Source organism: Micromonospora sp. CNZ280, from assembly GCF_011759515.1.
This window is the reverse complement of the sequence record NZ_JAAOYP010000002.1, coordinates 1,036,939-1,061,312: the sequence shown is the minus strand read 5'-3', so window position 1 is coordinate 1,061,312 and position 24,374 is coordinate 1,036,939. Positions and strand designations below refer to the sequence as shown.

Sequence of the window (24,374 nt, the reverse complement as noted above, 5' to 3'; positions counted from 1 at the left end):
GGGAGAGGAATGCGTGTCACGCGGGCGGCGATGGTCGTGGTCGCGGCACTCTCACTCACCACCGGCGCCTGCGGTGGGGGCGACAGCGGCCCGGGTGTCATCGAGAAGGCCGCGAAGACAAAGACGCTCACCATCGGCGTAATTCCCGATCAGCCGGGCCTCAGCCTGAAAACGGATGGCACCTACGTGGGCTTCGATGTCGAGATCGGGAAAATCGTCGCCAAGGGACTCGGCGTCGACCCGGCCAACATCCAGTGGAAGGACACCAACGTACCGATACGCGAACAGGCCATCAAGAAGGGTACGGCCGACTTTGTCGTGACCGCCTACACCATCAACGACGCGCGCAAAAAGGAGGTCAGGTTCGCCGGTCCGTACTACGTCGCCGGCCAGGATCTGCTGGTCAAGACCGACTCGGCCATCAGGGGCCCGGAGGATCTGAAGGGCAAGGTCGTCTGCTCGAACACCGGCTCGACATCGGCCAGGCGGCTCCGGTCCCAGTACCCGGAGGCCCGCTTGCAGCAGTACGACCAGGACTCGAGGTGCCTCCCGGACCTCGAGTCAGGCGCGATCGACGCGATGAGCACCGACGACGTCGTCCTCCTCGGCTACGCCATGCAGCCGGAATACGCGGGCAAATTCAAGCTGGTGGGCAAGACCTTCTCCGAGGAACCCTACGGCATCGGATTGAAAAAGAAGGACAAAGCCGGCTGCGAGAAGATCAACGAGATTCTAAAGGCCGCCGCGCGGGACGGGTCGTACCAAGCGGCCTGGGAGGCCACGTTGGGCAAGAGCGGCAATCCGCTACCGACACCGACGCTGGATGCCGGCAGAATGAGCCACTGCAGTGCGTGAGTGACCCAATGTCGGCGGCGACAAACGTCACGATCCTGCCGCCTCTGCGGCGGCGCGCTTCGTGGCGCTAGCGCTCAGCGGACCTTCTTCGTCGCTCGCTTGCGGGGTGGGGTCAGCAGGTCGGCGATCGCGGATATCGCGGCCGGCACCAGACGGTAGTACGCCCAGACGCCGCGCTTCTCGCGCTCGAGCAGGCCGGCTTCCGTGAGGATTCGGAGGTGGTGACTCACGGTCGGCTGGGAGAGACCGAGCGGTGCGGTGAGGTCGGTGACGGATGCCTCGCCGTTCGGAGCGGACTGGATCAGACTGAGCAGCCGCAATCGGGCCGGATCGGCGATTGCCTTGAGCACCCCCGCGAGCCGCTCGGCGTCGGCACGCTTGATCGGCTCGCCAGCGAGCGGCGAGATGGCAGGCAGTGCAGTTTTCACGATTCCCACGTCCTCCATCGTTCCACCAGCACCATCGACAGGTCCGTGGAAGCGCGGGACCAGCCCCACCAAGACGTACGAGGAACGCTGCGACCCCCAACCCTTGCGCATCCGGACGGGCGACCAGCCCGACGGCGCGCTCACTCCAGCATCGCTGGCGGCAGGATGTTCAGCTCGAGGTACGGCGTGGTGCCGGCTCACCGGGCTGGTCCGTGTGGTCCCGACGAGATGGCTGTTCTGCTCTGTTCACGCGCCGGGGCGGCAGGTAGCGTCGCGTCGATGTTCACGCGGTGAGGGGTGCCATGTTCGGCCGGGGAGACCAAATCGAAGCGCTGCAGGCGCAGGTGGCGCAGCTGCAGGCGCAGGTGGAGCGGCTGGCCCTGGAGAACGCGACGATCCGGCCGCTGCTGGACGACACGTTGCGGCTGCGGGACCTGGCCGCCGAGGCTGATCGGTTACGGGAGTCGGCCGAGACCGCGCTGGCCGCGCTCAGGCAGCTGTCCGCGGCCGAACACGTGGCGCAGGAGCGGTACACGGTGGACTTCAACCTGGTCTATCAGGCCGAGTGCACCGGTTATGTCTCGGCGTACTTCGACAGCGGCTTCACCGACACGGTCCAACTGCTAGTGGGGCCTTCGGACCCGCCAACCGAGCGCGTGTGCGAGGCGAATACCGGCAACGACATCAACTCGTACGCGGGCACGGTGGTGCGCAAGGGCGAGTACTGGATGGTCAAATCCAAGCGTGGGGCGAGGTCCGGGTTCATGTGCGTGTTCACTCCGCTGTTCTAGGTGTTGTGCGGCGCGCTTGCCGGGGCGGCTGGTATCAGCGATGCGGCTCGCAACCGCTGGCGGGCGAAGCGCTCGCCGGGGACGCGCTGCGGACCGTCCACGCTGGTGCCCATGATCCTCGGCAACATCAGGAACTTCGAGCCGGGAGCCGGCGAGCGGCGCTTCGAACAGGGGCGGCAGGAGGCCCGGAAGAAGGAGGAGGCAGCCTCCATCAGCCAAAGTCGACAACCAGAGCCTTACCGCCTGCCGCATACCCCTCGTATCCGGGGGCCATACGCCACGCGCCGCCGGTTGTTGCGGGTCGGAACTGGCTCCCGTGGCGTCAACTGGCCTCGTGGCTGTGCGCGTACTCGGCTCGACGGTGCAACAGCACCAGGGCCATGGCGGGCAGCATCAGGACGTGACCCACGGTCATCACCGCCGACTCGGGCAGCGCGCCGGCCCAGAACGGCACGAGCAGTACCGCGAACGACAGGAGCATCGCGGCGTTCATCTCGACGATGCCGGCCCACCGGTGGCGGCGGTAGGCCATCCAGACCGTCATGCCCGCGCCCATGCTGAACATCATCAGGACGACCCGCGCCTCAAGCGAATCGAGCAGGTCGGCGTGGCCGAGCAGGGTGAGGGCGAGACGGGTGGCCATGCCCAGCACCGCCATGCCGATGAACATCGCCGCCACCATCTCGACGAAGTGCCGAGACAGTCGACGCCAAGGCGCAGCCGGAGCGCTCGCTCCGGTGGGTAGTTCGTCTGCCGCGGTCACCGTCGCCGTCCCTTCACACCCATGGCCATTCCTGCCTCCTCAGGTCGCGGTGGTGCGTCCCACGGTCGTCGGACCACGCAGCCTCCGCGCCACTGTGCCCGAGCCCGGCCAACCCGACGACCAGGGCGGCGACCGGCACTACGACCACCGTGGCGTGCACGACCAACGGGTGCGTCGGCAGGCCGGCAATGGTGTCGAACACGGGGCTCCACTCCTTCCAAACAGCAGGCCACGTGGCCGTGGCGGGACCCGGGCAGCGGGTGCCGCGGGAGGGGCGGACCGGTTGGCCGCCGGCCTGACTCTAGGCGAACTGTGACATGAACGTCTAGCTTCTAGAGGTGCGGATGTATGCGAGGCGCGTGCCGGATGCAGGCACACCGGAGGGCCGGGGCATGCTGCTGACGGCACGAGGCCGCCGCTGCGGCCGGGGGAGATCGGCAGACGGTGGGAGGATCGATGGCACGGACCGGCAGGCGCCCGGCTGGCTCGGACACGCGCGAGACCATCCTCGCCGCCGCGCGGGACGCCTTCGCCGCGCGCGGCTTCGGTGGTGTCACGATCCGGCAGATCGCTTCGGCCGCCGCCGTGGACCCTGCGTTGGTGCACCACTACTTCGGTGCCAAGGAGCAGCTCTTCCTCACCGTACTGCGCAGTGCGGTCGATCCTGACCGGATCCTCGCACACGTGCTCACCGGTGCCGTCGACACGCTGGGCGAGCGGATCGTTGCCGAGTTTCTCCGGTTGTGGGAGGGCGGCGCGGGTGCGAACGCCAGCGCGCTGTTGCGTACGGCGGCGACGGGCGACCAGATCGCACGGTTGGTCCGGGAGGTCATCTTTCCCGACGTGGTCGACGCGGTGATCAGCAGGTGCGGGCTCGATCGGGCCGAAGCACCGCTACGGGTGGCGTTCGTCGCCTCGCAGCTGGCCGGCCTTGCGTTCAGTCGCTACCTGGTCGGGTTGGAGCCGTTGGTGGCGGCCCCGGCCGACATCGTGATCAGGACCGTCGGCGCGACCCTGCAGCGGTACCTTACCGGTGAGCTGTCGTCCGCCGAGCGGTAACCGCAGGGTCGAGCGGCATCGGCGGCCGGGCCCGGCCCGGTCGGGAGCGGGAAACTGCTATTAAGGACAGGTGCCGGCCAAGCCCCCGCCAATGTCGCGTAGCGACGCGGAGCGTAACCGTAGGACGTTGTTGGAAGCTGCCACGGCTGCGCTTGCGCGTAGCCCCGGCGCATCCATGGCCCAGGTCGCGCAGGCGGCCGGTCTCGCCCGCGCGACCCTGTACCGGCACTTCAGCACCCGGCAGGAGCTCTTCGCGGCGATGCGTGCGGAGGCGCTGGTCCGCGCCGCCGAGGCGATCACCGCATCCCGGCTTGACGAGGGTACGCCGCTGGAGGGACTGCGCCGCGCGGTCGAAGCGCTCGCGTCCCTCGGTGTACGGTTCCGCGCACTGATCGTCGAAGGGGCCGACCTGGACGCGACGTTCCTCCAGCAACGCGCCGAGGTGCTCGCCCCGCTGCAGGCGGTGGTGCGGCGTGGGCAGGAGGCGGGACTGATCCGGTCGGACCTGCCGCCGGAGTGGGTCGTGATCGCGATGGCCTCGATGCTCGTTGCCGCTGTCCGCGCGTCGGCCGACACGGGGTTCGGTGACGGCCAGGTGGCTGACCTCGTCTTCGGCACCCTCACCAGCGGTATCACGCCACGCCCCTGACCGCCCCGTCGCGGGGTGCACCCGCACCAACCTGCGCCACGGCTTTGCCGACCGTTACCGGCGGCTGTTTCTGGTCGCCGGTGCCGCGATAGCCCGGCGGGCCCGGCCGCAACGCGGCCGGGCCCGACAGGGGTACGGGTCGTGCCGTCAGGAAGCGGACCTCGACCCGTCGCCGCTCGCCGCCGAGGGCTGGTCAACCCCGGGACGCCCAGCTCGATCGCGGAGCGACCGTCGGCTGGCCCGACGTTTCCGGCCCGGCATCCACCAGGCGGCCCGGCCGAGAGTCGTGAGCAGCGCCGGGGTCAGTACGAGCATGGCGACGAGCGCGTACATCGCGATCGCGGTCGCCAGCCCGAAGCCGAACAGTTGGACGGTGCGTTGGTCGTTGAGGACGAAGCTGGCGAAGACGACGACCATCACCGACGCCGCGGCCAGGATCACCCGCGAGGTGGCGCCGATACCGCTGACGATCGAGCGTCGGGCGTCGCCGGTCTTCTTGTACTCCTCGTGGACGCGGCTGAGCAAGAACACCGCGTAGTCGGTGGAGAGGCCGAAGAGGACGGCGAAGAGCATCACCGGGGCGAACGACTCGACCGGTCCGGGCTGGGCGCCGATGAGGTCGGCGGGCCACCAGCCCCACTGGAAGACCGCCACGACCGGGCCGTAGGCGGCGCCGACGGCGAGCAGGTTCATCGCGACCGCGACGAGCGGGACCAGCAGTGAGCGGAACTCGATCAGCAGGACCAGGAAGGCCAGGCCGACGACGAGCAGCATGAACCAGATCATCCGCTCGTCGAGCTTGTCGGCCAGGTCGATGCTGGTGGCCGTCGCGCCGCCGACGTGGGCCTCGGCCGCATCCGCCGCTGACGGCAGCACGTCGCTGCGCAGCTGGTGCACCAGGCGCTCGGTGGACTCGTCGTCAGGCGAACCGATGGGCACCACGGTCAGCACCGCCGTGCGGCCGTCGGAATCGAGGCGCGGTGGCGACACCTGAGCCACGCCCTCGGTCGCCGCCAGGTCGGCGCGCAGTTCGCCGCTGGCCCGCTGGGCCTGCTCGGGCGAGGTGCCCGTGGGGTAGCCGACGGTCACCAGCAGTGGGCCGGTCATGCCGGGGCCGAAGTCCTCGGCCACCAGGTCGTACGCCTTGCGTTGCGTGGACTCCGTCGGTTGGGAGCCACCGTCGCCGGTGCCCAGCCGCAGCGAGGCAAGCGGCAGGGCGAGGACGACCAGCAGCGCCGCGGCCAGCGGTACGGCGATCCACCGCCAGCGCTGCACCCCGCGCGCCCAGCGGTGCCAGCCGCCCTCCCGGCCGTGGTCGAAGCGGATCCGCCGGACCCGCAGCCGGTCAAGCTTGCGGCCGAAGATCCCGAGCAGGGCGGGCAGCAGCGTCACCGCGGCCAGCAGCGTGGCCGCCACGGTGATCGCGCTGGCCAGACCAAGCGCGGACACGAACGGAATACCGATCAGGTAGAGGCTCAGAATCGCCACGATGACGGTGGCGCCGGCGACGAGGACAGCACGGCCGGCCGTCCGCATCGCCTGCTCGATCGACTCGGCCGGGTCCTGGCCCTGGGCGAGCCCTTCGCGGTGCCGAGTGACGACCAGCAGCGCGTAGTCGATGCCCACACCGAGCCCGATCATGGCGGCGACCACCGGACCGGAGGTGCCGATCGTCACCCAGTTGGTGAGCAGTTCGATCACCGCCAGGCCCAGCCCCAGCGCCATCAGCGCGGTGACGATCGGCACGAGCATGGCGAACAGTGACCCGAACGCGACCAGGAGGACGACGACGGCGGCGATGAGCCCGTAGACCTCGCTGCCCGAGGGGCCGGACTCCGTCTGCACCGCCGGGCCGCCGTACTCGACCTGCACGCCCAGGTCGCGCAGCGAGTCGAACGACGCCTGCGCCTGCTCGACCGCGCCCTCCGGGATGTCCTTGGCGCGATCGGTGAACTGCACGGTGGCGATCGCGGTCCGGCCGTCGTCGGAGACCAGACGCTGGCCGGGCCCGTACGGCGACTGCGCCGTCGCGACGTCCGGGTCGGCGCGCACCTGCGACAACGACGCGTCGACCGCGCGCCGCACCTCGGGCGAGGTCACCCCGTCGTCGCTGTGGATGACCACCTGCATGCCATCACCCGACATATCGGGAAACCGCTCGCGCAACGTGTCGTACGCCGCCTGCGAGTCGGTGTTCGACAGCGTCAAGTCGTTGGTGAACGACCCGCCGTACTGCTGGCCGCCTGCCAGCGCGCCGACCAGCAACACAGCCCAGGCGATCACCACGAGCCAACGGTGCCGTACCGAGAATCTACCGAAAGCAGCTAGCAAGGCTGAAACCTCCAAAACGGGACAAGGTACGGGTCAATCGAACCCCCCGGAAGGGGGCGGTGTCCAGAACGAGACACGTGTCTAGACAGACGATACACACGCGTCGAAGTAGCAGTCTCACGGCGGGCGACGGCGGAGGAGAGAGCCGACTGGCGTAGATTTGTGGCCAGGTGACCGTCAAGGCGTGCCCGGACCCGCGCGACCGGATTTGGAGGATCAGATGGCCGTACGCCCACCCGGCTTCGGCCCGGTCGGTGCCGACCTGCGCGAACGGGCCCGCGACCAGCTGCTGGAAACCGCGTTACGGCTGTTCGCCGAACGCGGCTACGTCGGCGTACGGGTCGAGGACATAGCGAAGGCGGCGGGCATCTCCCGCGCCACCTTCTACAAGCACTTCGCCGAGCGTGAGGAGATCCTCGCCGAACTCTTCGCCCGGCTGCTCGGCCGAGAGCCCGTGGCCGCGCCACCAGGACCGCCCGCCGAGGCGCTACCTCGAATCCGCGAACTCCTGGTCGGTGCCGCGACCCGGATGGCGAGCAACGAACAGCTCGCCAGGTTCGTCTACACCCTGCCCATCCGGCACGCCGCTCTGCTCGGCCAGGGAGCCCGCCCGCCCGTCCTCGACGTGGTGGAACGCATGATCGAGGAGGGTGCAGCGGCCGGGGCAGTCCGCACCGACATCCCTCCGGCCCTGATCACCGCACACATCGCGCGAACCTTCGAGGCCGCCATGCGCGACTGGGCCGAGGGTCGGGCGAAGGACGTGGCCTCGCACCTGACGCTCCTGCTCGACCTGGCGTTCCAGGGGGCCAGGACAGCGTCGCACGGGCCAGAGGGCCAGAGCCCGGATCGGCGACGGTCACCGGGGCTGCCGTAGCCACCTCAGCGTGTCCCTGCCGCCAACGCGAGGCGTGCGGCTGCCGCAGGTGCCCGGAACTGGCATATCGTGCCCGGCGCATCGGAACGTGTCAAGGGATTGAGGCCAGCGGGAGTTAAGCGGCTTGTGGGAGGGGCTTCGTTTCCTGGTCGGGCTTGTTGATCCAGACCTGTTCGGGCAGGTCGAGGATCTTCGGTAGTAGCCGGGTGGTGCTGAACCGTTCCGGGTGCGCGGCGCGGGCTGCGGCCAGGGTGTCCTCCCGGTGGGCGCGGACCGTGTGGTGCCGGCCGTGGTGGATGTCGGCGGGGGTGTGCAGACCGATGCCGGAGTGCCGGTGGGCATGGTTGTACCAGGTCACGAAGTTGGTCATGAACGTTCGGGCGTCCGCGAGGGACGCGAACCGGTCGGGGAACACCGGCGCGTACTTCAACGTCTTGAACCAGGCCTCGCTGTACGGGTTGTCGTTGGACACCTTCGGCCGGGAGTGTGAGCGGGTAACGGCCAGGTCCTCGAGCAGGTCAGCGACGGATTTCGAGGTCATCGAGGTGCCCCGGTCGGCGTGGACCACGTGCGGGACGCCGTGGGTGTCGAACACCTGGCGGATCATGGCCTCGGCCAAGGGCCCGGACTCGCGGGCGTGCACCCGCACCCCGACGATGTACCGGGAGTAGATGTCGATCATCACGTAGGCGTCGTAGTAGACGCTCTTCGCAGGGCCGGGCAGTTTCGTGATGTCCCAGCTGTAGACCTGCCTCGGGGCGTCAGCGACCAGCTCGGGACGCCGGCGGGCCGGGTGCCGGGCCAGCCTGCGCCGCTCGCGGACCTGCCGGTGCTCGCGCAGGATCCGGTACATCGTGGCGATCGAGCCCACGTACACACCCTGGTCCAGCAACGCCGCGTAGATCTGCGCCGGCGCGGCGTCAACGAACTCGGGACTGTCCAGCAGCTGCAGGACCTGCTCCCGTTCGGCCGGGCTGAGCGCGTTCACCGGCGGACGCCGCGCCGGGCGTGACGGTGTCGGCCGACGTCGGTCACGATCGGCGCTGGACCGGGCGATCCCGGTCAGCCGCTTCGCGTCCCGCGTGGTGGTCCCCGCACCGGTCAACGCGTGGTAGGTGTCCATCAGCGCCTGCCGAGCCCGAACACGTCCGGATCGTCCGGCTCGCTCCTGGAGATCTCCTCCAAGAGCTCGCGCGCTTTTCCCATGATCGTCAGCGCCGTCTCGGTCCGCGCCAGCTTCGCCTGCGTACGCTCCAGCTCCCGCCGCAACCGGGCGATCTCGGCCTGCTCGGCGCTGGGCCGCCCGACCGTCTCCCCAGCCGGCTTGCCCTGCAACAGCCCGGCATCGCGGGCCCGGCGCCACTCACTCATCAACGACGAGTACAAGCCCTCCCGCCGCAGAAACGCCCCGCCCTCACCCGCCGCGACAGCCTGCTCATACCGGGTCAACAGGTCCAGCTTCTGCCCCGGGCTGAACGACCGGCGCGCCCGCGGCCCGTCCGACCGCGGACCCTTCTTGCGACTCATGACCCCATCCTGGGCCACCGTCATATCAACAGCAGTACTCAACGCATCTCGATCCTGAACTCGCCCTGCCAGACGGACTTGCTATGAACCGTTGGCCTCAACTCACCCTGGCAGACAGGGCATCGACGACGCGGCGAAGGTCTGTCTCCAACGTGGCTCGGGGCATGACGCCATGCCACTTCATCGTCCGCCGGTGGCGCAGGCGTGGGTGGGGGGCTTCCTCGGTGAATTGGTAATCCCCGTTGGGTGGGCGCGAAAGCGTCAGCGGGTCGCCGCCACCGATGAGGAGGTGGGGTCGCTCGCCCTCGCGGCCGGAATGGACGTCGAACTGCCGGCCGGGCGAAGAACAGTGCACGCGAGGTACCGGCGGCGTGGCGACCACCACCTGGCCTGCTCGGCGCGGTGCGGCGCCGGGCCTGAGGCCCGGCGCCGCGATCCGAATCGCCGTCCCACCGCCGGCCCAACAGACGGGCAGCGAGGCGGTGAAGGGGTTAGTTGAAGCCCTTGGCGTCGATGTGGAGTTCTTCGATGCGGGTCTTGTCCTTGTTCCACTTGCTCACCCTGTGCATGAGGTACGCGAACGTTGTCCCCTCCTCGAGCACGATCGTCGCCGAGCCGCGCGAACCGCCCGAGTACTTGGCGGTGAGCTGCAGCTTGGCGGCCGAGGTGATCGCGGCCTCGACGGCGTTGGTGGAGGTTCCGGCCGCTTCGAACGACTCGGCGATCTCGCCTTCCATCACGACCCAGATCGTCGAGACGATCCGGCCGTCCCGGCCCTCGTCGGCGAGGAAGCGCCGCGCCCCGGAGGCCTCGTTGTTCAGCAGCGACTTCAGCGGGCCCTCGTCGATGACGAACTTCGCGAGCTTCAGGTGGCTGCTCTTCGCCTTGTCGTACGAGAACCTTGCAGTGCCGGAGGCACCCAGGGTGAAGTACTTCAGTCGGCCCTCGGTCTCGACGTCCGCTCTGGTTTCGCGTTCCCACTCGATGTTCGCGGTGGTGACGAAGCGGACCCTGCCCTTCAGCAGGTCCCGCTGGATGTGGTTGGTGACGTTGAGGCTGGCTTTCGTACCCAACGGGTCCTCCTTCTCGCCGAAGGAGCAGATCAGCACGTCCTCGGACTTGTCTCGGAAGTAGCGCTCCCCGTTGTAGACGAACGTGTGCTTGGCGACCCTGGTCTCAGCCATGATCCGGTTCCTTTGCTCGTGGGCCCGAGCGGCCCGGCCTGCGGACACACCGAGCATCGGCGCCGGTCAAGGCGCGCAGTAGCGGGATTTCCCTACACCTTCCGCGGCGGTCAGCGGATGCCGCTGCCGTGCCGATGCGCCGTGTCGCCGCCGCCCCTCCGGCGTACCGTAAGGCTGCCGTCGGTGACCAGCCGGGTGAGGTCACTGCGGGACCGGATCCGCAGCTTGCGGTACAAGCGCGTCAGGTGGGCCTCCACGGTGGCCACGCTCATGAACAGCTCTCCGGCGATCTCCCGGTTCGTACGCCCCTCGGCGACCAGCGCGGCGACGCGGGTCTCGGCCGTGGTCAACTCACCGGAAGCGCGGCCTGGGGCGACCCGCTCGAGTCCCTCGGCCGCGCGCTGCGCCCACAACCGGGCACCCATCGCGGCGAACTCCCCGCGTGCCTCGGCGAACGCGTCGGCGGCGAGGGTGCGCTGCCCGGCCCGCTGGTGCGCGCGAGCGGCCAGCAGGACGGCGCGCGCCGCGTCCGGCCGGTATCCGAGCGCGCTGAACGTGGCGGCCGAGCGGCGCAGCACCCTGGCCGCCTGCCCGTCCCCGCGCGCCAAGGCCACCGTGCCCGACGCCCGATCAAGAGCCGCGTCCGCCCAGGCCCCGCATCCCGGCACCAGGCCGGCCAGCCGTTCCAGGAGGGCCTCGGCGGTGTCGTACTGCCCGGCCAGGACCGTCGCCTCGACCGCGTCCGGCAACGCCGGCACCGCGCCCGGGTGGCGCAGCCCCATCTTGTCCAGGAGGTGGACCGCGTCCAACAGTTCCCCGGCGGCGGTCTGCGGATCGCCCTCGGAGAGGGCCAGCAGTCCGATGACGCTCCGCGCCCGGGCGATGCCGGGTCGCTCACCGCGCCGGGTGGCCTGGGCGATGCGCCGCCCCGCGACCGCGCGGGCCTCGTCGGCGCGGCCCAGCCATGCGGCCACCAGGGCACGCCGGTAGAAGATCCAGGACTCGACGTGGGCGTCCTCGCAGTCCCGCGCGGACTCCACCGCCTGCCCGAGCAGCCGGTCGGCCCGGGCCAGATTGCCGGCCGCGCCCTCGACGGCGGCCAGGTCGTAGAGACTGTACGGTTTCCACCGCTCGTGGTTCTGCCGCTCGGCGTGCGCGACGGCGGCCTCCAGCAGCTCCCTCGCCCGGGCCAGGTCGCCAGTCCACATCAGCTGCTCGGCCCGGAGCACCCGCGGGCCGGCCCACAGCGGCGGGCGTCCGACTTCGTTCTCCAGCGCGACGGCTCGGTCCATCAGCTCCGGTCGCGGCGTGCCCGCCAGCGTCATCATGTTGGACAGACCCGCGGCCGCCGACATCTGAAACTCTCGGTCACCGCTGCGGTCGGCGTACCGGAGGGCCTCCCGCGCGTACCGGATGCCACCCGGCAGGTCGCCCCGGAACACACCGCGCAGCCAACCCAACTGGTCGAGCAGCCGACCCCGCAGCGCCTCGTCGTCACCGGCCTCGCTCAGTGCCCGCTCCAGCAGTGCCTCGCCGGTGTCGATGTCGTCGTCCTCCAACTGTGCGCGCGCGACCAGCGCCTCGGCCCGCGCCGGCCCGCTCGGCAGCCGGGCGATCGCGCGGTCGGCGATGTCGAGCGCCTGGCCCATGTCCCCTGCGGCGGCCAGGTGCCGGATCAGCTCCAGCGTGCGCCGTCGTTCCGCGTCGGCGTCCGGCGCCGGGGTCAGTCGCAGGCTGTGCTCGGCGAACTCGGCGGCCAGTCCGAGGGCACCCCGCGCGCTCGCCCGGTCGGCGGCCTCCTCCAACGCGGTGGCGATCGCCGAGTCCGGCTCCTCCGTGCACCGTGCGAGGTGCCGTGCACGCAGATCGGGGTCGTCGGTGAGATCGGCGAGGCGCGCGTGCAGGTGCCGACGGGCGAGCGGCCCTATTCGGTCGTAGAGGACCGAGCCGATCAATGGATGCGTGAACCGGACCGTAAGATCGGCGTCGACGGTCAGCAGCCCCGACCGGGCCGCCACGTCGAGCAACCGGTCCACGTCCTGCCCGGGCAGCGCCTGGCGGACCTGGGCCACCGATGCGCGAGCGAGCGCCGAGACTGTCTCCAGTAGCGCCAGCAGATCCGCGGGCAGGCCGTCCAGGCGCAGGCCGATCGCCATCTGCAGCGATTCCGGCATCCGTAGGCCCTGCTGCCCGTCCCGGCCGTTGCTCAGGCCGCGCTGATTGTCGCGGCCGTGGCTCAGACCGCGCGCCAGCTCCAGGGCGAACATCGGGTTCCCGCCGGACACCTCGTAGAGCCGGCCCAGCGTACGCGGGGAGACCGTCGACAGCACCCCGCCGACCAGCCGGCGGATGGCCCGTGGATCCAGCGGGCCGATGTCGACCGTGTCGAGCCGTCCAGGCGGCAGCAGGCTCCGCAGGTCCAGCGGATCCTGGGCCGACGAACTGGTTCGCATGGTGGCGAGGATTCCCACCCGCTCGCTGTCCAGGCGACGCAGCGCGTACCGCAACGCGCGGGCCGACGCGGCGTCCAGCCACTGGAGGTCGTCGACGGCGATCAGCGCCGGCCGCTCGGCGGCGACATCACGCAGGACCTCCAGCACGGCCCGGCCGCGGGCGATCGGGTCGGCCGCACCGCTCAGCGCGACCGGATCCGGCACGTGGTGCTCGAGCAGGTCGACCAGCCCGGAGTACGCCTGAGCCATCTCCTCCGCGACCGGCCGGGTGACGAGGACGATGCCCCCGGCGGACCGCCAGGCCGACAACGCCTGGCGCCACAGGGTCGTCTTGCCGATGCCGGGCCCGCCGCGCAGGAGCAGGGCGCGTGCACCGTCCGCCACCGCGGCCGACCATGCCTCGACCTGCGAAGACTCCCGCTCGCGTCCCACCACCGGCGTGTCGCGGAGGTTGGTCTCGCCCACCAGGTCATTGTTTACGGCTGGCGTTCAGAATCGCTACGGTCCATGTCTGTCGGGTTCGCATACCTTGCCCGGTCCGTGGACTGCTGTGCAAATCGTGGGTCGGGCAGGACGGCGGGGCCGGCCGCAACGTGAGCGTCACGGGCCGGTGCGTCAACTTCGGCTGTCCGACCGGGTTTACGAACGCCGAGCCGACCTCCACCAGGCCCTGATCACCTTGGCCTGCGCAGCCTTCGACCTTGGTCGCGATGGCCGGGTCGAGGAAGACGGCCGCGGTGAACGACTGCCAGACGTAGGACTGCCGGTTCGGGTCCGCCTGGAAGCGAGGGCCGTGCAGGTCCTGGAACGTCTTGGTGATGGGTGTCGGGCCCGCTGACGATCCAGCGGCTGTCGTTCGAGGCGAGGGACGCCACTGTGTCGGCCGCGGGGCGCTACCGTCGGCGGCGCACCCACGCTCAGGAGACCTTCGCGAGCAGGTCGGTGACGGTCTCGGCGTCCGGGTGCTGCATCTCGGACCGAGCCGAGGGTGTCCCACGCCGCTGCCTCGCCCCGCCGGCTGCCCACCTCTGCGAGCAGGGCGATCGCCAGCTCGACGATGGGCACCGCGGCATCGTGGTCGCCGAGCCGCGTGCGCTGCAGGGCGATCAAGTTCAGCGCCAGGCCTTCTCCGCTGCGATCACCCGCCGAGCGGCAGAGTTCCAGCGCCAGCTCGGAGTGGCGCAGCGCCAGGTCGCGTCGTCCCTGCCGTTCCTGCGCGAAGGACAGCCCGCGTTGCGCGATTGCCTGCCCCTCGACGTCACCCACCCGCTGGAACAGCGTGGTGGCCTCGACAAAGTGCGGCGTGGCTTCCTCAGCGGTGCCGGTGACCAGGGCGATCAGGCCGAGGCCACGGTGCGCCTGGGCCAGCGCGTACGGGTCATCGAGCCGGCGAGCGGCCCGCATCGCGGTGTGCCACGTCCGCGTCCAGTCGGCCCAGTGGCCCCACCGTTCCAGGTACTGCTCCAGGCTCCAGGCCAGTCGCCAGGCCTGGCCGTCAAGACCGCCGGTGTGGGCGGCATCGAGGGCGGCGAGCAGCGCCGGTCGCTCCGCGGTGAGCCACGCGACGGCGTTGGCCTCGTCCGGGAACTTCCGCGCCGTCGCCCCGGCCGCCGGGGCGGGCAGGTGCAGCGGTGGCCGGGTCGGGCTGATCCGCCGGTCCGCCGCGTACGCCGAGTGCAGGTAGTGGTCGATCATCCGGCCGAGTGCCGCCTGACGGTCCGTCGGTGACCCGACGGTAAGGCACAGCTCGGCGGCGTATGCGCGCAGCAGGTCGTGGAAGGCGTAGCGGCCGCATGCGGGCTCGCCGACCAGGTGTGTGCCGGTGAGTTCGTTCAGCAGGGGCCGAACTTCCTCGGGCGGTACGCCGGCCAGGCTGGCGGCCGCCTCGACGCTGGCCGGTGGGCTTGGGTGCAGGGCGAGCAGCCGGAACAGTCGTGCTGCGGCCGGTTGCAGCGTCGCGTAGGACCAGGAGAAGACCGATCGCACGTCGACGGCCGCCTCGGAGCCGGTGAACGCCGCGAGGCCGCCGGTGGCGCGACGCAGCTCCTCGGCTATCGCGGCGAGCGGAAACCGGCGATGGGTGGCGGCGCGGGCGGCGACGATGGCCAGCGCCAGTGGCAGCCGTGCGCACCGCTCGACGAGCTCGTCGCCGGCAGCGGGCTCTGCGGCGACCCGGGCCGCATCGAGCCGGCGGGCCAGCACCTGGCGGGCGTCGTCGTGGTCGGGCAGGTCCAGTGGCGTGGGGTGGGCACCGTGGGTGGCGACCAGGCAGGGTAGCTAACTGCGGCTGGTGACGATCACCAGGCTGCCGGCTGAGCCGGGCAGCAGCGGTAGTACCTGATCGGTGTCCCGCGCGTTGTCCAGCAGCACCAGCATCCGCCGCCCGGCGAGCCGGCTGCGGTTGAGGGCGGCTTGGGCTTCCACGCCGTCGGGTACCTGGCGGGACGGCACGCCGAGCGCGTCGAGGAATCCGCGCAGCACATCCTCGGTCCGGGCGGCACCGGCCGGGTCGAAGCCGCGCAGGTTGGCGAAGAGTCGGCCGTCCGGGCACAGCGGGGCGACCCGATGCGCGCAGTGCACCGCCAGTGTGGTCTTCTCTATACCGTCGTGACACTATCGGCGAATTTAGCACCGGTTTGTGGACAATTGCCGTCCCTCCAAGTGCACGGCAGGTGTCGGCTTGCACTGGCAGTGCCTCGCGTCGTGACCGGACGGCGGCGGAACCCGAACCGCATTCATGCTGCTTGGTGCCCTCGCCAACGACCTGGCACGCCCCCGTTTCCCGGAGTCACGGAAGATTGGCGATCGTCGACCCACCGTTTGCATATGCGACATCAGGTCAACCAGATTGCGGTGCGGCATCGGCGACCACCTGGCTGAGCAGATCGATCAGCTCTTCTCGGTCGGACGGGGACAGCGGCGCGAGGAGATCATCCTGCAGTGAGGCCATCAGCTTGTCCAGTCGGGCGAGCTGCCGGGCGCCATGCGAGGTCATGGAGATGACGTTGCGGCGGCGGTCAGCAGGGTCAGGTGCACGTCGCAGGAAGTCCCGCTCTTCCAGCTCGTTGAGCACAGCGACCAGGTCGCTGCGAAAGATGCCGGTCCGGCCGCTGAGCTCGCTTTGGCTGGCAGGGCCGCTCTCATCGAGTGCGGCGAGGACGGCGTAGTGCCACTTGTGCGCGTCGGCGTTTGCAAGGCCGGCCGTGACAAGCCGATCTGCGCGTGCCGCGGCCATCGCGAGCAGTCGGCTCGGCAGACGCCGCAGCCGGGAGGGCGTAGACGGGCCGTCTGCGGCGTGCGGCATGTTGATCGCGGCCATGACGTAGATCATACCTCTTGCGTTAGTGGCTCTAACGATCTATTTTCGTTAGGAAGTCAAACGTTAGGGGTGCTAACAGTTTAGGAGAAGCGATGCCGACCATCGACGTGCTCGACTCGACCATGCACTACGAGGAGACCGGTACCGGTACACCGATCGTGTTCCTGCACGGTAACCCGGCCTCCTCCCACGCCTGGCGCAATGTGCTGCCGGCGTTCGGGGAGCCCGGCCACCTGCTGGCCCCCGATCTGATCGGAATGGGTCAGTCCGGCAAGCCTGCCATCGAGTACACCTTCGCCGACCACGCCCGCTACCTGGACGCCTGGATCGACCGGCTCGGCTTGGAGCAGGTAGTCCTCGTGGGCCACGACTGGGGCGGCGCACTGGCCTTCGACTGGGCCACCCGTCACCCACACCGAGTTCGCGGCGTGGCTTTCCTCGAAACCATCGTGCGCCCAATGTCCTGGAGTGAGCTCGGAGAAGGCCCCCGCCAGCGGGCACAGACAATGCGATCTCCGCGGGGCGAACAGCTGATCCTCGACCAGAACTTCTTCATCGAGACCGCCTTCACCGGTGGCGTGTTGAATCCGCTCAGCCAACAGCTGATCGAACCGTACGTGGCGCCCTACCCGACCCGCGAAAGCCGCCGACCTATCTTGCAATGGGCCCGGTCCCTGCCGCTGGGCGGCGAGCCGGCCGACGTCGCCGAACGCGTCGACGCCTACGGCGCGTGGCTGGCCACCAGCCCGGAGGTGCCCAAGCTGCTGATGACCTTCGACTCCTCACCCACGCTGCTGATCACGGAGCAGGTGGCAGCGTGGTGCGCCGACAACATCGCCGGCCTGCAGACCGAGCACCTCGGCCCGGCTGGACACCACGCCACCGAAGACCAGCCTGACGCGATCGGCAAGGCGATCGCGGCCTGGACCAACCGCACCAAGCTCCGCTGACAGCAGCGCGGAAGACGCGTTCCCAAGCAGTCGGCAGCCGACGGGAAACGAACTCAGAGGCGTCCGCGGGCGGGCTCGCCCACCTGCGGACGCCCGCCCCGGAGGATTGGCGACAGCGCTCCCCGCGTCCCGGGCTCACTCCGACTCGTCTGTGCCCACACGGAGACTCTGCGTCGCGGCTATTCGGTCGCCATGGGTTAGGTTTCGTGGGCACGTACCCACAACCACGGCGAGAACCGAGGAACGCCGGACCATGACCGACCGCTCGTTTATGTTTCTGCTGACCAGCAGCCGCTCTTGCGGCAACACCGAAGCGCTGGCGCCGAGATCGACCTCGGCGGTCGGATCGTGCAACTATGGCACTTCGGCCCGGGCAACGGCCCCGGCGACACCGTCGTCTACATACCCGACGCTCGCGTCGCGTGGACCGGCAACCTGCTGTGACGACACCGGACCACTACAAGCCCCCTTCCCAAGGCGCGGCGACCTCCGTACTGCTGGCAGGCGCACCGCTGCTGGCCGGTGTCACGGGCCGATACTTCGAGGACAACCAGGAAGCCGAGATCGTTCCCGGCGGCCGGACGCCATGACCGGGGTGGCCGAGCGCGCCGTCGACCTGGTGGCCGCCGACCGGCTCCTGGCGTACGCCGATCGGGTTCTCGCAGCCCGCTGAGCGCGGACCGGCCGGCGCGGCGCCGGCGGTCCACGCGCCGGGTGAGACGGTGGTGGCGTACGAGAAGCCGGCGATCAGCGGGGCCAGTCAGATGTTCTGTCACGCCGAGCCGAGCAGCAGGTCCGCGATGGCCCTCGGGAGCTGACCCGCACTGGCGACGTGGACGTTCAGTCGGGCGACCCCGGTTCGCTTCCGAGCGGCGTGAGCAAGGTGTCGAATGCCGAGAAGAAGGCGTCGAAGGCGGCAGGGGACCGGTCGGTGCGTGCGCGCATGAGCGTCCCCTCCCAGGCGTTGACGAGGAAGCCTGCGGTGACCTCGGGGTCGACGTCGGTGCGGACGGTCCTGGCCTGCTGCGCCTCGACCAGTGTTCTCGCGACGAGAGCCGCCCACCTGTCAAGGCTGTGCCGCACAGCGTCCCGAATGGCTTCGCGGTGGTCGACGATCTCGGTGCCGAAGTTGCCGTACAGGCAGCCGCGGTTGTACCCGTACCGGATGGCCTCGTCGCGGAGGAACTCGAAGTGCGCCCGGAGCCGCTGCACCGGCGGTACCGAGCCGTCGGTGAGGTCCTCGAGTCGGCGTCCGGCGCCGTACCGTTCGAGCGTCACCACGGCAAGGGCTTCCTTGCTGGCGAAGTGGTTGTAGAACGACCCCTTCGGTACCCCGGCCGCCTGGGTGATGTCGTTGACGCCAGCGGCATTGAACCCATGGGTGTGGAACCGGTCGAGGGCAGCCGTGATGATCTCTTCGCGCGTGCTCTTCCTGGCCAAGGACGTAGCCACTACCCCTTCAAGGCGCCTGATCTGCATACCTCATTCGCGGCTGAGCGAGTGGCCGTGGAGAGCGACGCCGGCGAGGTGAAATCCGAGCGCATCAACCCCCGTGCCTCCTTCGCGGGTCATGTCCTCGAAACCCCCTGGGACGACCTGGACGTCGCCTACTTCGCCGGGTATGCCATGTGGACGTACCTGACATCCCCGTTCACCTTTGTGCGGCCGGACTTCCAGACCGAGGAACTGTCTCCCGTGACCGAGGAGGGAGAGACCTGGAACCGGCTCAAGGTCACCTTCCCAGACAGCATCGCCACCCACTGCCGGGAACAGATCTTCTACTTCGGCCAGGACGGGCTGCTGCGCAGGCACGACTACACAGCCGAGGTGATCAACGCCGGGCCGGTAGCGCACTACAGCTCCCACCACAAGGAGTTCGGCGGCATCATGATTCCGACCCGGCGACGCGTGCACCCATTGGGTGAGGACGGAGCTGTGGCCCGTGACATCGACCTTGTCACCATCGATGTCGACAGGGTCCTGTTCGCCTGATGCCTGAGACCCGCCGATGTCCCCTGCCACCCATTGCTGGTGGGGGACACCGGGCGTCCGAGCCCGGCGCGGTGCGCGCCTACCTGGTCCGGCGTCGCACGCCACACGGTGTACCAAGTGGTCGGACGTGCCGCCGCCCTGGGCGTAGCTGATCGCCCCGCAGCCCGACGACGTAATGCTCGGACAGGACGAATGATTCGAGCAGTGGGCCGAACGGGGAGCCCGGCCGGAGCGGTGCCCTGGCGTCGGTCGCGATCTCGTTGGCGGCGACGCGCGGCTCGACCCACGCCACTTCACCCTCGACACGGTGATGGACGCGCACGCCCTGGTCGCCGGCGGCACCGCCGACGGCAAGATTGTCATCGACATCGAAGTCAAGGGATGAAGCCGGACGAGGGCTACCTGCCGAGAAGCCCGGGGCCACCAGCCGTTTCACCGTCGCACCGTGGGTAATCAGCCGACCCGGTGCAGGTCGAGCGCAGTACGCACACAACGTCGTCCGTGGGCAAGGAGTTGGTCGTCGTGTCGGATCAGAGGCTCGCTGTCGTCCTCGTCCACGGCGCGTTCGCCGAGTCGGCGAGCTGGAACGGTGTGATCGAGCGGCTCGGTCCTGCCTACTTCGTGGTGGCCGCCGCCAACCCGCTGCGCGGCGTCGCCGGGGACGCGGCCTACGTGCGGGACGTGGTACGAGGGATCGGCGGTCCGGTTGTGCTCGTCGGCCATTCGTACGGCGGCATGGTGATCACGGAGGCGGCGGCGGACGACCCGGCGGTGCGTGCCCTGGTCTACGTCAACGCGTTCTGCCCGGACACCGGTGAGTCGGCGCTCACGCTCTCCGGAAAGTTCCCCGGCAGCACGCTCGCCGACACCCTCGTCTCCTATCCGGTGGCCACCGGCGGCAACGAGGTGGCGATCGGCCAGGACGCCTACCACGCGCAGTTTGCCGCGGACGTACCCGACGACATGGCGGCGCTGATGGCGCGGACGCAGCGGCCGGTGACCGAGCAGGCGCTCGGCGACGGCCTGGCGACGGCTGCTCCGCCGTGGCGGTCGTTGCCCACCTGGTTCGTGTTCGGTGACGCGGACCGCAACATCCCGGTCGCCGCGCACCGTTTCATGGCCGAACGCGCCGGCGCCCGCGGCGTCCGGGAGGTCGCCGGCGCCTCCCACGCGATGGCGGTGTCCCAGCCCGGCGAGGTCGCCCAGTCCATCACCGAAGCGGTACGAGGCGTCGGGCCCGGCTCGTCCTGAGACACCAGCGCACCGAGAAACGAGGAAGAGGAAATGCCCTACATCACGACCAACGACGGCACCGAGATCTTCTACAAGGACTGGGGTTCCGGCCAGCCGATCGTGTTCAGTCACGGATGGCCGCTGTCGGCCGACGACTGGGACAACCAGATGCTGTACTTCCAGCAGCAGGGCTACCGCGTCATCGCCCACGACCGCCGTGGTCACGGCCGATCGGCCCAGGTAACAGATGGGCACGATCTGAACCACTACGCCGACGACCTGGCTGCGGTCACCGCACACCTGGACCTGCGTGATGCCATCCATGTCGGCCACTCGACCGGTGGCGGTGAGGTGGTGCGATACCTCGCTCGGCACGGCGAGGCGCGCGTGGCCAAGGCGGCAATCATCTCCGCGATCCCGCCGCTCATGGTGCGGACCGGGGCTAACCCGGGCGGGCTTCCCAAGAGCGCCTTCGACGACCTGCAGGCGCAGCTTGCCGCGAATCGGTCCGAGTTCTACCGGGCGCTGCCGTCCGGGCCGTTCTACGGATTCAACCGGCCGGGCGCCGAGTCGTCTGAGGCGATCATCCAGAACTGGTGGCGCCAGGGCATGATGGGCGCAGCGAAGGCCCACTACGACGGCATCGTGGCGTTCTCACAGACCGACTTCACCGAGGACCTCAAGAAGATCATGGTCCCGGTGCTGGTCATGCATGGCGACGACGACCAGATCGTGCCCTATGCCGACTCCGCCCCGCTGTCGGCGAAACTGCTGCCCAACGGCACATTGAAGACGTACGCGGGCTTCCCGCACGGCATGCCCACCACCCATGCCGACACCATCAACGCCGACCTGCTGGAGTTCTTCCGATCCTGAGGTGCTTGAGGGGTGTCCGGGACAACCCGTATAGAAGATCGCGTAGGCGAGCCGGGCGATGCGCCGTATGGCCGGGTTCAGGTCCTCGGCGTGCGCGGCGAGTAGGTTGATGGCTTCTCGGACGTACCGCCAGGCCGTCGTGACGCTGACCGCGAAGCCGCAGGCCAGACGGGCGATGGTGTCCTCGTTACGCAGATGGGCCAATGCGAGCAGCGCCTGTTGGCCGGCATCAAGACGTCGCCACCGGCCGCGGCGGCGGGTGCGTTCGGCGCGGATGAGGTCGGCCAGGTGGTTCAGGGTGCGCTGGACAGGGCAACCGTTGACGGGTAAGACAGCACAGCGAGGCTCCCGGTTGGGGCATCGGATCTTGGTCGACTGCTGTCTTACCGGGAGCCTCGTCCTATGTCGACACATGCTCCGCCGCGCCCATCGTGAGCAGGCCCATCACGATGAAAAGCCCTCAATGACCGAGCGGTTTCGTCGGTCGTCATCGAATCATGCTGCTGTGACCCATCTCCCGTTGCGGTTGCCCCAGCGCCAACAGACTTACGGCCTTGCGCTGGCTACAGATCGGCAAACCACCCCGCCTTTGCTGATCTGCCAGTGCGGGGATCGTCAGCAGAAGGCGCGCTTCAATGCCACCCAGCACAAAGCCGGACTGCCGCACTTCAGCCGGTGAACGGCTCGAGGCCGAAGCGGCCCCAGGCCACGAAGGCGGCCGCAGCGAGAAGTGCGAGACACAGCGCGACGTTTTTGTAGTGCCCGTAGCGGGCGTGGGTGATCATCCCTCCGATCATCAACAGAATCCAGCAGGCGGCGGTCACCGGCACCAGCACCGGTGCGATGTCGAGCGCTGCGGGCAGGATCAGGCCCGCCGCGGCCAGGATCTCGAGGCCTCCGATGGTTTTGACGAAACCGGCGCTTGCGCTCTCGGTCCAATCCGTTGATTCGTCCAGCTTGGACTTAGGAAAAAAAACTTTGGTAGCACCACTGAACAGGGCGAGGGCGGCGAGCAGCCCGGCAACGATCCAAAGGGCGAGGTTCATGAGCTTCCTTTCAGGGGGTGGGCGACTCGGGCCGGCCGTCGATCCGCCGAACCGTTCGTCGCCGACGGGGCTGCCAGACAATGCCGTTCGCGGGCATCCCTGTCGGCTTCCCAATGGTGTAACCGGTCGGACATAAGACACCGCCAGTCGCGATCTTCTGACAGCCCTGGCCGGTGGTGTGGATCACTTAGGGGACTCATCCGGCCGACGACCGGCTAACGGAACACCCGCAGGGATCAACTCGCGCCCTGAGAGGGCTACTTGCGGCTCGGGCCAGCCTCAGGATTCATGGGCACACCGGGGGCGGGAACATGCAGGAGAAAAGTCCCAGTCGGTCGCGAGGGCGGAAGTGCGTTCTGCGGCGAACCGCGGGTGGCAGCCGACGAGGTCGGCGAGGACTGGTGCGAGGATGTCGCGTAGGATTTCGTTGAAGGCCGCGACTCGGCCGGCGCTGGTGATGCCTCGAAAAGCCGTCATCTAGCAGCCGTCCGCCCGGCGTCGAAGCGCGCTTCGTTCGCATTCTCGAACTGCCCAGAGGGGCCTGGGTCGTCGGCACCGCAGGTGGCGCAGACGAATCCGGATGGTTTGTTGCTCATTGGGATTCCGGGGTGATGCGAGCGCGTCGGGATCGGCCAATCCGGTTGAGGTCGACGACATCGCCGGATAGGTCGGCACCGACTGCCTTGTGCCACTCGACAGTTTCGACCTGTGGAACCGATGAGGTCGTTCGGGGCACAGGACAAGATGTCACAGAGCGCCACCAGGATCGGCGATCGGCGACCATTCCCAGCTCCGAGCCCGAATCTGGTGCCGCATGCAATCGTTCATTAGAAGAAATACGGCCAGAGGAGATAGCGGCCCATTATCTGCCATAGACTGCGAATCGTCCTGGCGCAACACCGCATCCGTGCCGGGGTGACTCGGGAAACTTGTCGGGCAGGCCGGCGAACGATTCGGTGAGAATCACGCTGTCTTCGTCGCTACGGGTCATGTGGCGACGGTTTGAGAACTACGCCCGCTGATACTCCTTTCGAATTGCACGTTCAGGATTCGAGGTGGCGCGGTGTGCGCGCAGGCCGCCGATCAGGCACAGCACCGCCCCGAGTGCGGCCCAGACGACCAGGACGGTGACGGCGGGGGTAGCGCCGCGGCCGTCGAAGAAGGCGGTCGATCGCAGTAACCGACCACCCGCCCCGGGCGGCAGCAACTGCCCGAGTACGCCGGACCAGCCGGGCAGCATTTCGGGGGCTGTGGCCGTCCCCGAGAGCGGGTTGCCGATGAGCATCATGATCACGGCGCCGATCCCGATTCCGGCGTATCCGAACACCGATTCGAGCCCGAGAACGGTCAGGGAGACCGCCGCGATGCTCAATGCGATGGCACCGGCATTGGCCGGGTAGGAGCCGCTGAGCGAGCCGAACCAGAACTGCAGGATCCCCGCCACGGCTAGGCCACCTGTGATTGCGAAGGCCAGTGTCCCGGCGAGGCGGCGGCCGGTGCCGCGCACGAGCCTGGTCAGCAGCACCGCGGCGAGCAGGCCACCCATGACCAGCGGCAGGGCACCGGCGGACAGGCCGGCGCCGCGCGGGTCGTCGGCGGGCAGGGCGGCGAGGTCGCGGACCGCCACCCGCGTATCGGCATTGCCGTCCCGTCCGAGTCCGGCCGCCATGGTCTGCAGGGTTTGGGCGACCGCGATGCTGGCAGCGGACGCGATGATGGCCTGCGGGGTGCCGGAGCTGAGATCTATAGCTCCGTACACCTGCCGGTCGCGGATCAGCTGTTCCGCGCTCGCGGTGTCGGCGACTTCGGTGATGTCGAAGCCGCCCGGCGCACGCTGCTCGAGCGCGGTCCGGACCTGGGCGACCGCGGCGGTCGGCCCGGCGACGGCGATCGGCACATCGTGCACCGAGGACCGCACCGACGGCCAGGCGAAGGCGATGAGCAATACGCTGGTGATCGTCGTGAGCACGACGACGGCTGCGGCCACGGTCGGCCATCGTGACGGAGGCGTGTCGGTGGCGAGGGATGCCCGCGTGGTCAT

23 protein-coding genes and 1 pseudogene are annotated in these 24,374 nt (G+C 69.3%); 10 read left to right on the top strand and 14 right to left on the bottom strand.

The genetic code is table 11. From position 1 onward, the window contains the following. The first annotated feature begins 9 nt into the window (after positions 1–9). Complete coding sequence (locus FHX32_RS19840; protein WP_167186263.1) at positions 10–855, top strand: glutamate ABC transporter substrate-binding protein; 846 nt, start codon at positions 10–12, stop codon at positions 853–855. A gap of 74 nt (positions 856–929) precedes the next feature. On the opposite strand, the gene FHX32_RS19835 is transcribed toward FHX32_RS19840, so the two are convergent. Next, positions 930–1,301 carry a metalloregulator ArsR/SmtB family transcription factor gene (locus FHX32_RS19835; RefSeq protein ID WP_167185090.1) on the bottom strand — a complete coding sequence of 124 codons (372 nt, stop codon included), beginning with the start codon at positions 1,299–1,301 and terminating at the stop codon, positions 930–932. A gap of 272 nt (positions 1,302–1,573) precedes the next feature. Between FHX32_RS19835 and FHX32_RS19830 the strand changes: the two genes are divergently transcribed. Then, positions 1,574–2,074, top strand: coding sequence for a hypothetical protein (locus tag FHX32_RS19830; protein WP_167185088.1), 501 nt, complete (start codon positions 1,574–1,576; stop codon positions 2,072–2,074). Positions 2,075–2,396: 322 nt separating this feature from the next. Here FHX32_RS19830 and FHX32_RS19825 read toward each other — a convergent pair whose 3' ends face one another. Together FHX32_RS19825 and FHX32_RS19820 are read right to left on the bottom strand one after the other, a co-directional pair. Next, a complete protein-coding gene (locus tag FHX32_RS19825) occupies positions 2,397–2,744 on the bottom strand; it encodes a hypothetical protein (RefSeq protein ID WP_208418890.1) in 348 nt (115 codons plus the stop codon). A 106-nt stretch (positions 2,745–2,850) separates the two neighbouring features. After that, positions 2,851–3,039 carry a hypothetical protein gene (locus FHX32_RS19820; RefSeq protein WP_167185084.1) on the bottom strand — a complete coding sequence of 63 codons (189 nt, stop codon included), beginning with the start codon at positions 3,037–3,039 and terminating at the stop codon, positions 2,851–2,853. A gap of 254 nt (positions 3,040–3,293) precedes the next feature. Between FHX32_RS19820 and FHX32_RS19815 the strand changes: the two genes are divergently transcribed. Together FHX32_RS19815 and FHX32_RS19810 are read left to right on the top strand one after the other, a co-directional pair. After that, positions 3,294–3,896, top strand: coding sequence for a TetR/AcrR family transcriptional regulator (locus tag FHX32_RS19815; protein WP_167185081.1), 603 nt, complete (start codon positions 3,294–3,296; stop codon positions 3,894–3,896). A 127-nt stretch (positions 3,897–4,023) separates the two neighbouring features. Next, a complete protein-coding gene (locus FHX32_RS19810; protein WP_167185078.1) occupies positions 4,024–4,545 on the top strand; it encodes a TetR/AcrR family transcriptional regulator in 522 nt (173 codons plus the stop codon). 147 nt (positions 4,546–4,692) lie between these two features. Here the strand turns inward: FHX32_RS19810 and FHX32_RS19805 are convergent, their stop codons facing one another. Continuing rightward, positions 4,693–6,891 carry an MMPL family transporter gene (locus FHX32_RS19805; RefSeq protein ID WP_208418889.1) on the bottom strand — a complete coding sequence of 733 codons (2,199 nt, stop codon included), beginning with the start codon at positions 6,889–6,891 and terminating at the stop codon, positions 4,693–4,695. Between the two features lie 205 nt (positions 6,892–7,096). Here FHX32_RS19805 and FHX32_RS19800 point away from each other — a divergent pair, with 205 nt between their 5' ends. Then, on the top strand, positions 7,097–7,753 hold the full coding sequence (locus FHX32_RS19800) for a TetR/AcrR family transcriptional regulator (RefSeq protein WP_167185072.1): 657 nt from the start codon (positions 7,097–7,099) through the stop codon (positions 7,751–7,753). Between the two features lie 115 nt (positions 7,754–7,868). On the opposite strand, the gene FHX32_RS19795 is transcribed toward FHX32_RS19800, so the two are convergent. From FHX32_RS19795 to FHX32_RS19770, 6 genes are all read right to left on the bottom strand, one after another. Further along, positions 7,869–9,280 (bottom strand): IS3 family transposase gene (locus FHX32_RS19795; protein ID WP_486481008.1). Its coding sequence is split into 2 segments (ribosomal slippage): positions 7,869–8,927 and positions 8,930–9,280, totalling 1,410 coding nucleotides; the frame shifts between segments, so codons are not numbered across the junction. A gap of 491 nt (positions 9,281–9,771) precedes the next feature. Then, the gene (locus tag FHX32_RS19790; RefSeq protein WP_167185069.1) at positions 9,772–10,464 is read right to left on the bottom strand and encodes a hypothetical protein; all 693 of its coding nucleotides are present in this window, start codon (positions 10,462–10,464) and stop codon (positions 9,772–9,774) included. A gap of 110 nt (positions 10,465–10,574) precedes the next feature. Next, a complete protein-coding gene (locus tag FHX32_RS19785) occupies positions 10,575–13,382 on the bottom strand; it encodes a helix-turn-helix transcriptional regulator (protein ID WP_167185066.1) in 2,808 nt (935 codons plus the stop codon). A 174-nt stretch (positions 13,383–13,556) separates the two neighbouring features. Beyond that, positions 13,557–15,119, bottom strand: coding sequence for a tetratricopeptide repeat protein (locus FHX32_RS19780; protein WP_167185061.1), 1,563 nt, complete (start codon positions 15,117–15,119; stop codon positions 13,557–13,559). A 75-nt stretch (positions 15,120–15,194) separates the two neighbouring features. Then, the gene (locus tag FHX32_RS19775; RefSeq protein WP_167185058.1) at positions 15,195–15,497 is read right to left on the bottom strand and encodes a hypothetical protein; all 303 of its coding nucleotides are present in this window, start codon (positions 15,495–15,497) and stop codon (positions 15,195–15,197) included. Between the two features lie 259 nt (positions 15,498–15,756). Further along, on the bottom strand, positions 15,757–16,236 hold the full coding sequence (locus FHX32_RS19770; protein WP_486481196.1) for a MarR family winged helix-turn-helix transcriptional regulator: 480 nt from the start codon (positions 16,234–16,236) through the stop codon (positions 15,757–15,759). A gap of 92 nt (positions 16,237–16,328) precedes the next feature. Between FHX32_RS19770 and FHX32_RS19765 the strand changes: the two genes are divergently transcribed. Together FHX32_RS19765 and FHX32_RS19760 are read left to right on the top strand one after the other, a co-directional pair. After that, positions 16,329–17,186, top strand: coding sequence for a haloalkane dehalogenase (locus FHX32_RS19765; RefSeq protein ID WP_167185052.1), 858 nt, complete (start codon positions 16,329–16,331; stop codon positions 17,184–17,186). Positions 17,187–17,483: 297 nt separating this feature from the next. Then, on the top strand, positions 17,484–17,630 hold the full coding sequence (locus FHX32_RS19760; protein ID WP_208418888.1) for a hypothetical protein: 147 nt from the start codon (positions 17,484–17,486) through the stop codon (positions 17,628–17,630). A 396-nt stretch (positions 17,631–18,026) separates the two neighbouring features. On the opposite strand, the gene FHX32_RS19755 is transcribed toward FHX32_RS19760, so the two are convergent. Continuing rightward, on the bottom strand, positions 18,027–18,638 hold the full coding sequence (locus tag FHX32_RS19755; RefSeq protein ID WP_167185049.1) for a TetR/AcrR family transcriptional regulator: 612 nt from the start codon (positions 18,636–18,638) through the stop codon (positions 18,027–18,029). A 54-nt stretch (positions 18,639–18,692) separates the two neighbouring features. On the opposite strand from FHX32_RS19755, the gene FHX32_RS19750 reads away from it, so the two are divergent. The 3 genes from FHX32_RS19750 to FHX32_RS19740 all read left to right on the top strand — a co-directional run bounded on the left by FHX32_RS19750 (position 18,693) and on the right by FHX32_RS19740 (position 21,287). Next, the gene (locus FHX32_RS19750; RefSeq protein ID WP_167185046.1) at positions 18,693–19,178 is read left to right on the top strand and encodes a hypothetical protein; all 486 of its coding nucleotides are present in this window, start codon (positions 18,693–18,695) and stop codon (positions 19,176–19,178) included. Positions 19,179–19,700: 522 nt separating this feature from the next. After that, a complete protein-coding gene (locus FHX32_RS19745; protein WP_167185043.1) occupies positions 19,701–20,429 on the top strand; it encodes an alpha/beta fold hydrolase in 729 nt (242 codons plus the stop codon). A 33-nt stretch (positions 20,430–20,462) separates the two neighbouring features. Continuing rightward, positions 20,463–21,287 (top strand): alpha/beta fold hydrolase, encoded by an 825-nt coding sequence (locus FHX32_RS19740; protein ID WP_167185040.1) that lies wholly within the window; start codon positions 20,463–20,465, stop codon positions 21,285–21,287. Between the two features lie 36 nt (positions 21,288–21,323). Here FHX32_RS19740 and FHX32_RS35235 read toward each other — a convergent pair. From FHX32_RS35235 to FHX32_RS19730, 3 genes and pseudogenes are all read right to left on the bottom strand, one after another. Beyond that, positions 21,324–21,625: pseudogene (locus tag FHX32_RS35235) on the bottom strand (helix-turn-helix domain-containing protein); the annotation flags it as partial. Positions 21,626–21,955: 330 nt separating this feature from the next. Continuing rightward, positions 21,956–22,333 (bottom strand): DoxX family protein, encoded by a 378-nt coding sequence (locus FHX32_RS19735; protein ID WP_167185037.1) that lies wholly within the window; start codon positions 22,331–22,333, stop codon positions 21,956–21,958. Positions 22,334–23,342: 1,009 nt separating this feature from the next. Beyond that, positions 23,343–24,374, bottom strand: coding sequence for an ABC transporter permease (locus tag FHX32_RS19730; protein ID WP_167185034.1), 1,032 nt, complete (start codon positions 24,372–24,374; stop codon positions 23,343–23,345).

What these genes read in the sequence shown, in the direction of transcription:
- FHX32_RS19840 (WP_167186263.1), top strand. Translation starts at nt 10, where the DNA reads ATGCGTGTCACGCGGGCGGCGATGGTCGTGGTCGCGGCACTCTCACTC.
- FHX32_RS19835 (WP_167185090.1), bottom strand. Translation starts at nt 1,301, where the DNA reads ATGGAGGACGTGGGAATCGTGAAAACTGCACTGCCTGCCATCTCGCCG.
- FHX32_RS19825 (WP_208418890.1), bottom strand. Translation starts at nt 2,744, where the DNA reads ATGTTCATCGGCATGGCGGTGCTGGGCATGGCCACCCGTCTCGCCCTC.
- FHX32_RS19815 (WP_167185081.1), top strand. Translation starts at nt 3,294, where the DNA reads ATGGCACGGACCGGCAGGCGCCCGGCTGGCTCGGACACGCGCGAGACC.
- FHX32_RS19800 (WP_167185072.1), top strand. Translation starts at nt 7,097, where the DNA reads ATGGCCGTACGCCCACCCGGCTTCGGCCCGGTCGGTGCCGACCTGCGC.
- FHX32_RS19790 (WP_167185069.1), bottom strand. Translation starts at nt 10,464, where the DNA reads ATGGCTGAGACCAGGGTCGCCAAGCACACGTTCGTCTACAACGGGGAG.
- FHX32_RS19770 (WP_486481196.1), bottom strand. Translation starts at nt 16,236, where the DNA reads ATGGCCGCGATCAACATGCCGCACGCCGCAGACGGCCCGTCTACGCCC.
- FHX32_RS19765 (WP_167185052.1), top strand. Translation starts at nt 16,329, where the DNA reads ATGCCGACCATCGACGTGCTCGACTCGACCATGCACTACGAGGAGACC.
- FHX32_RS19740 (WP_167185040.1), top strand. Translation starts at nt 20,463, where the DNA reads ATGCCCTACATCACGACCAACGACGGCACCGAGATCTTCTACAAGGAC.
- FHX32_RS19735 (WP_167185037.1), bottom strand. Translation starts at nt 22,333, where the DNA reads ATGAACCTCGCCCTTTGGATCGTTGCCGGGCTGCTCGCCGCCCTCGCC.
- FHX32_RS19730 (WP_167185034.1), bottom strand. Translation starts at nt 24,374, where the DNA reads ATGACCACGCGGGCATCCCTCGCCACCGACACGCCTCCGTCACGATGG.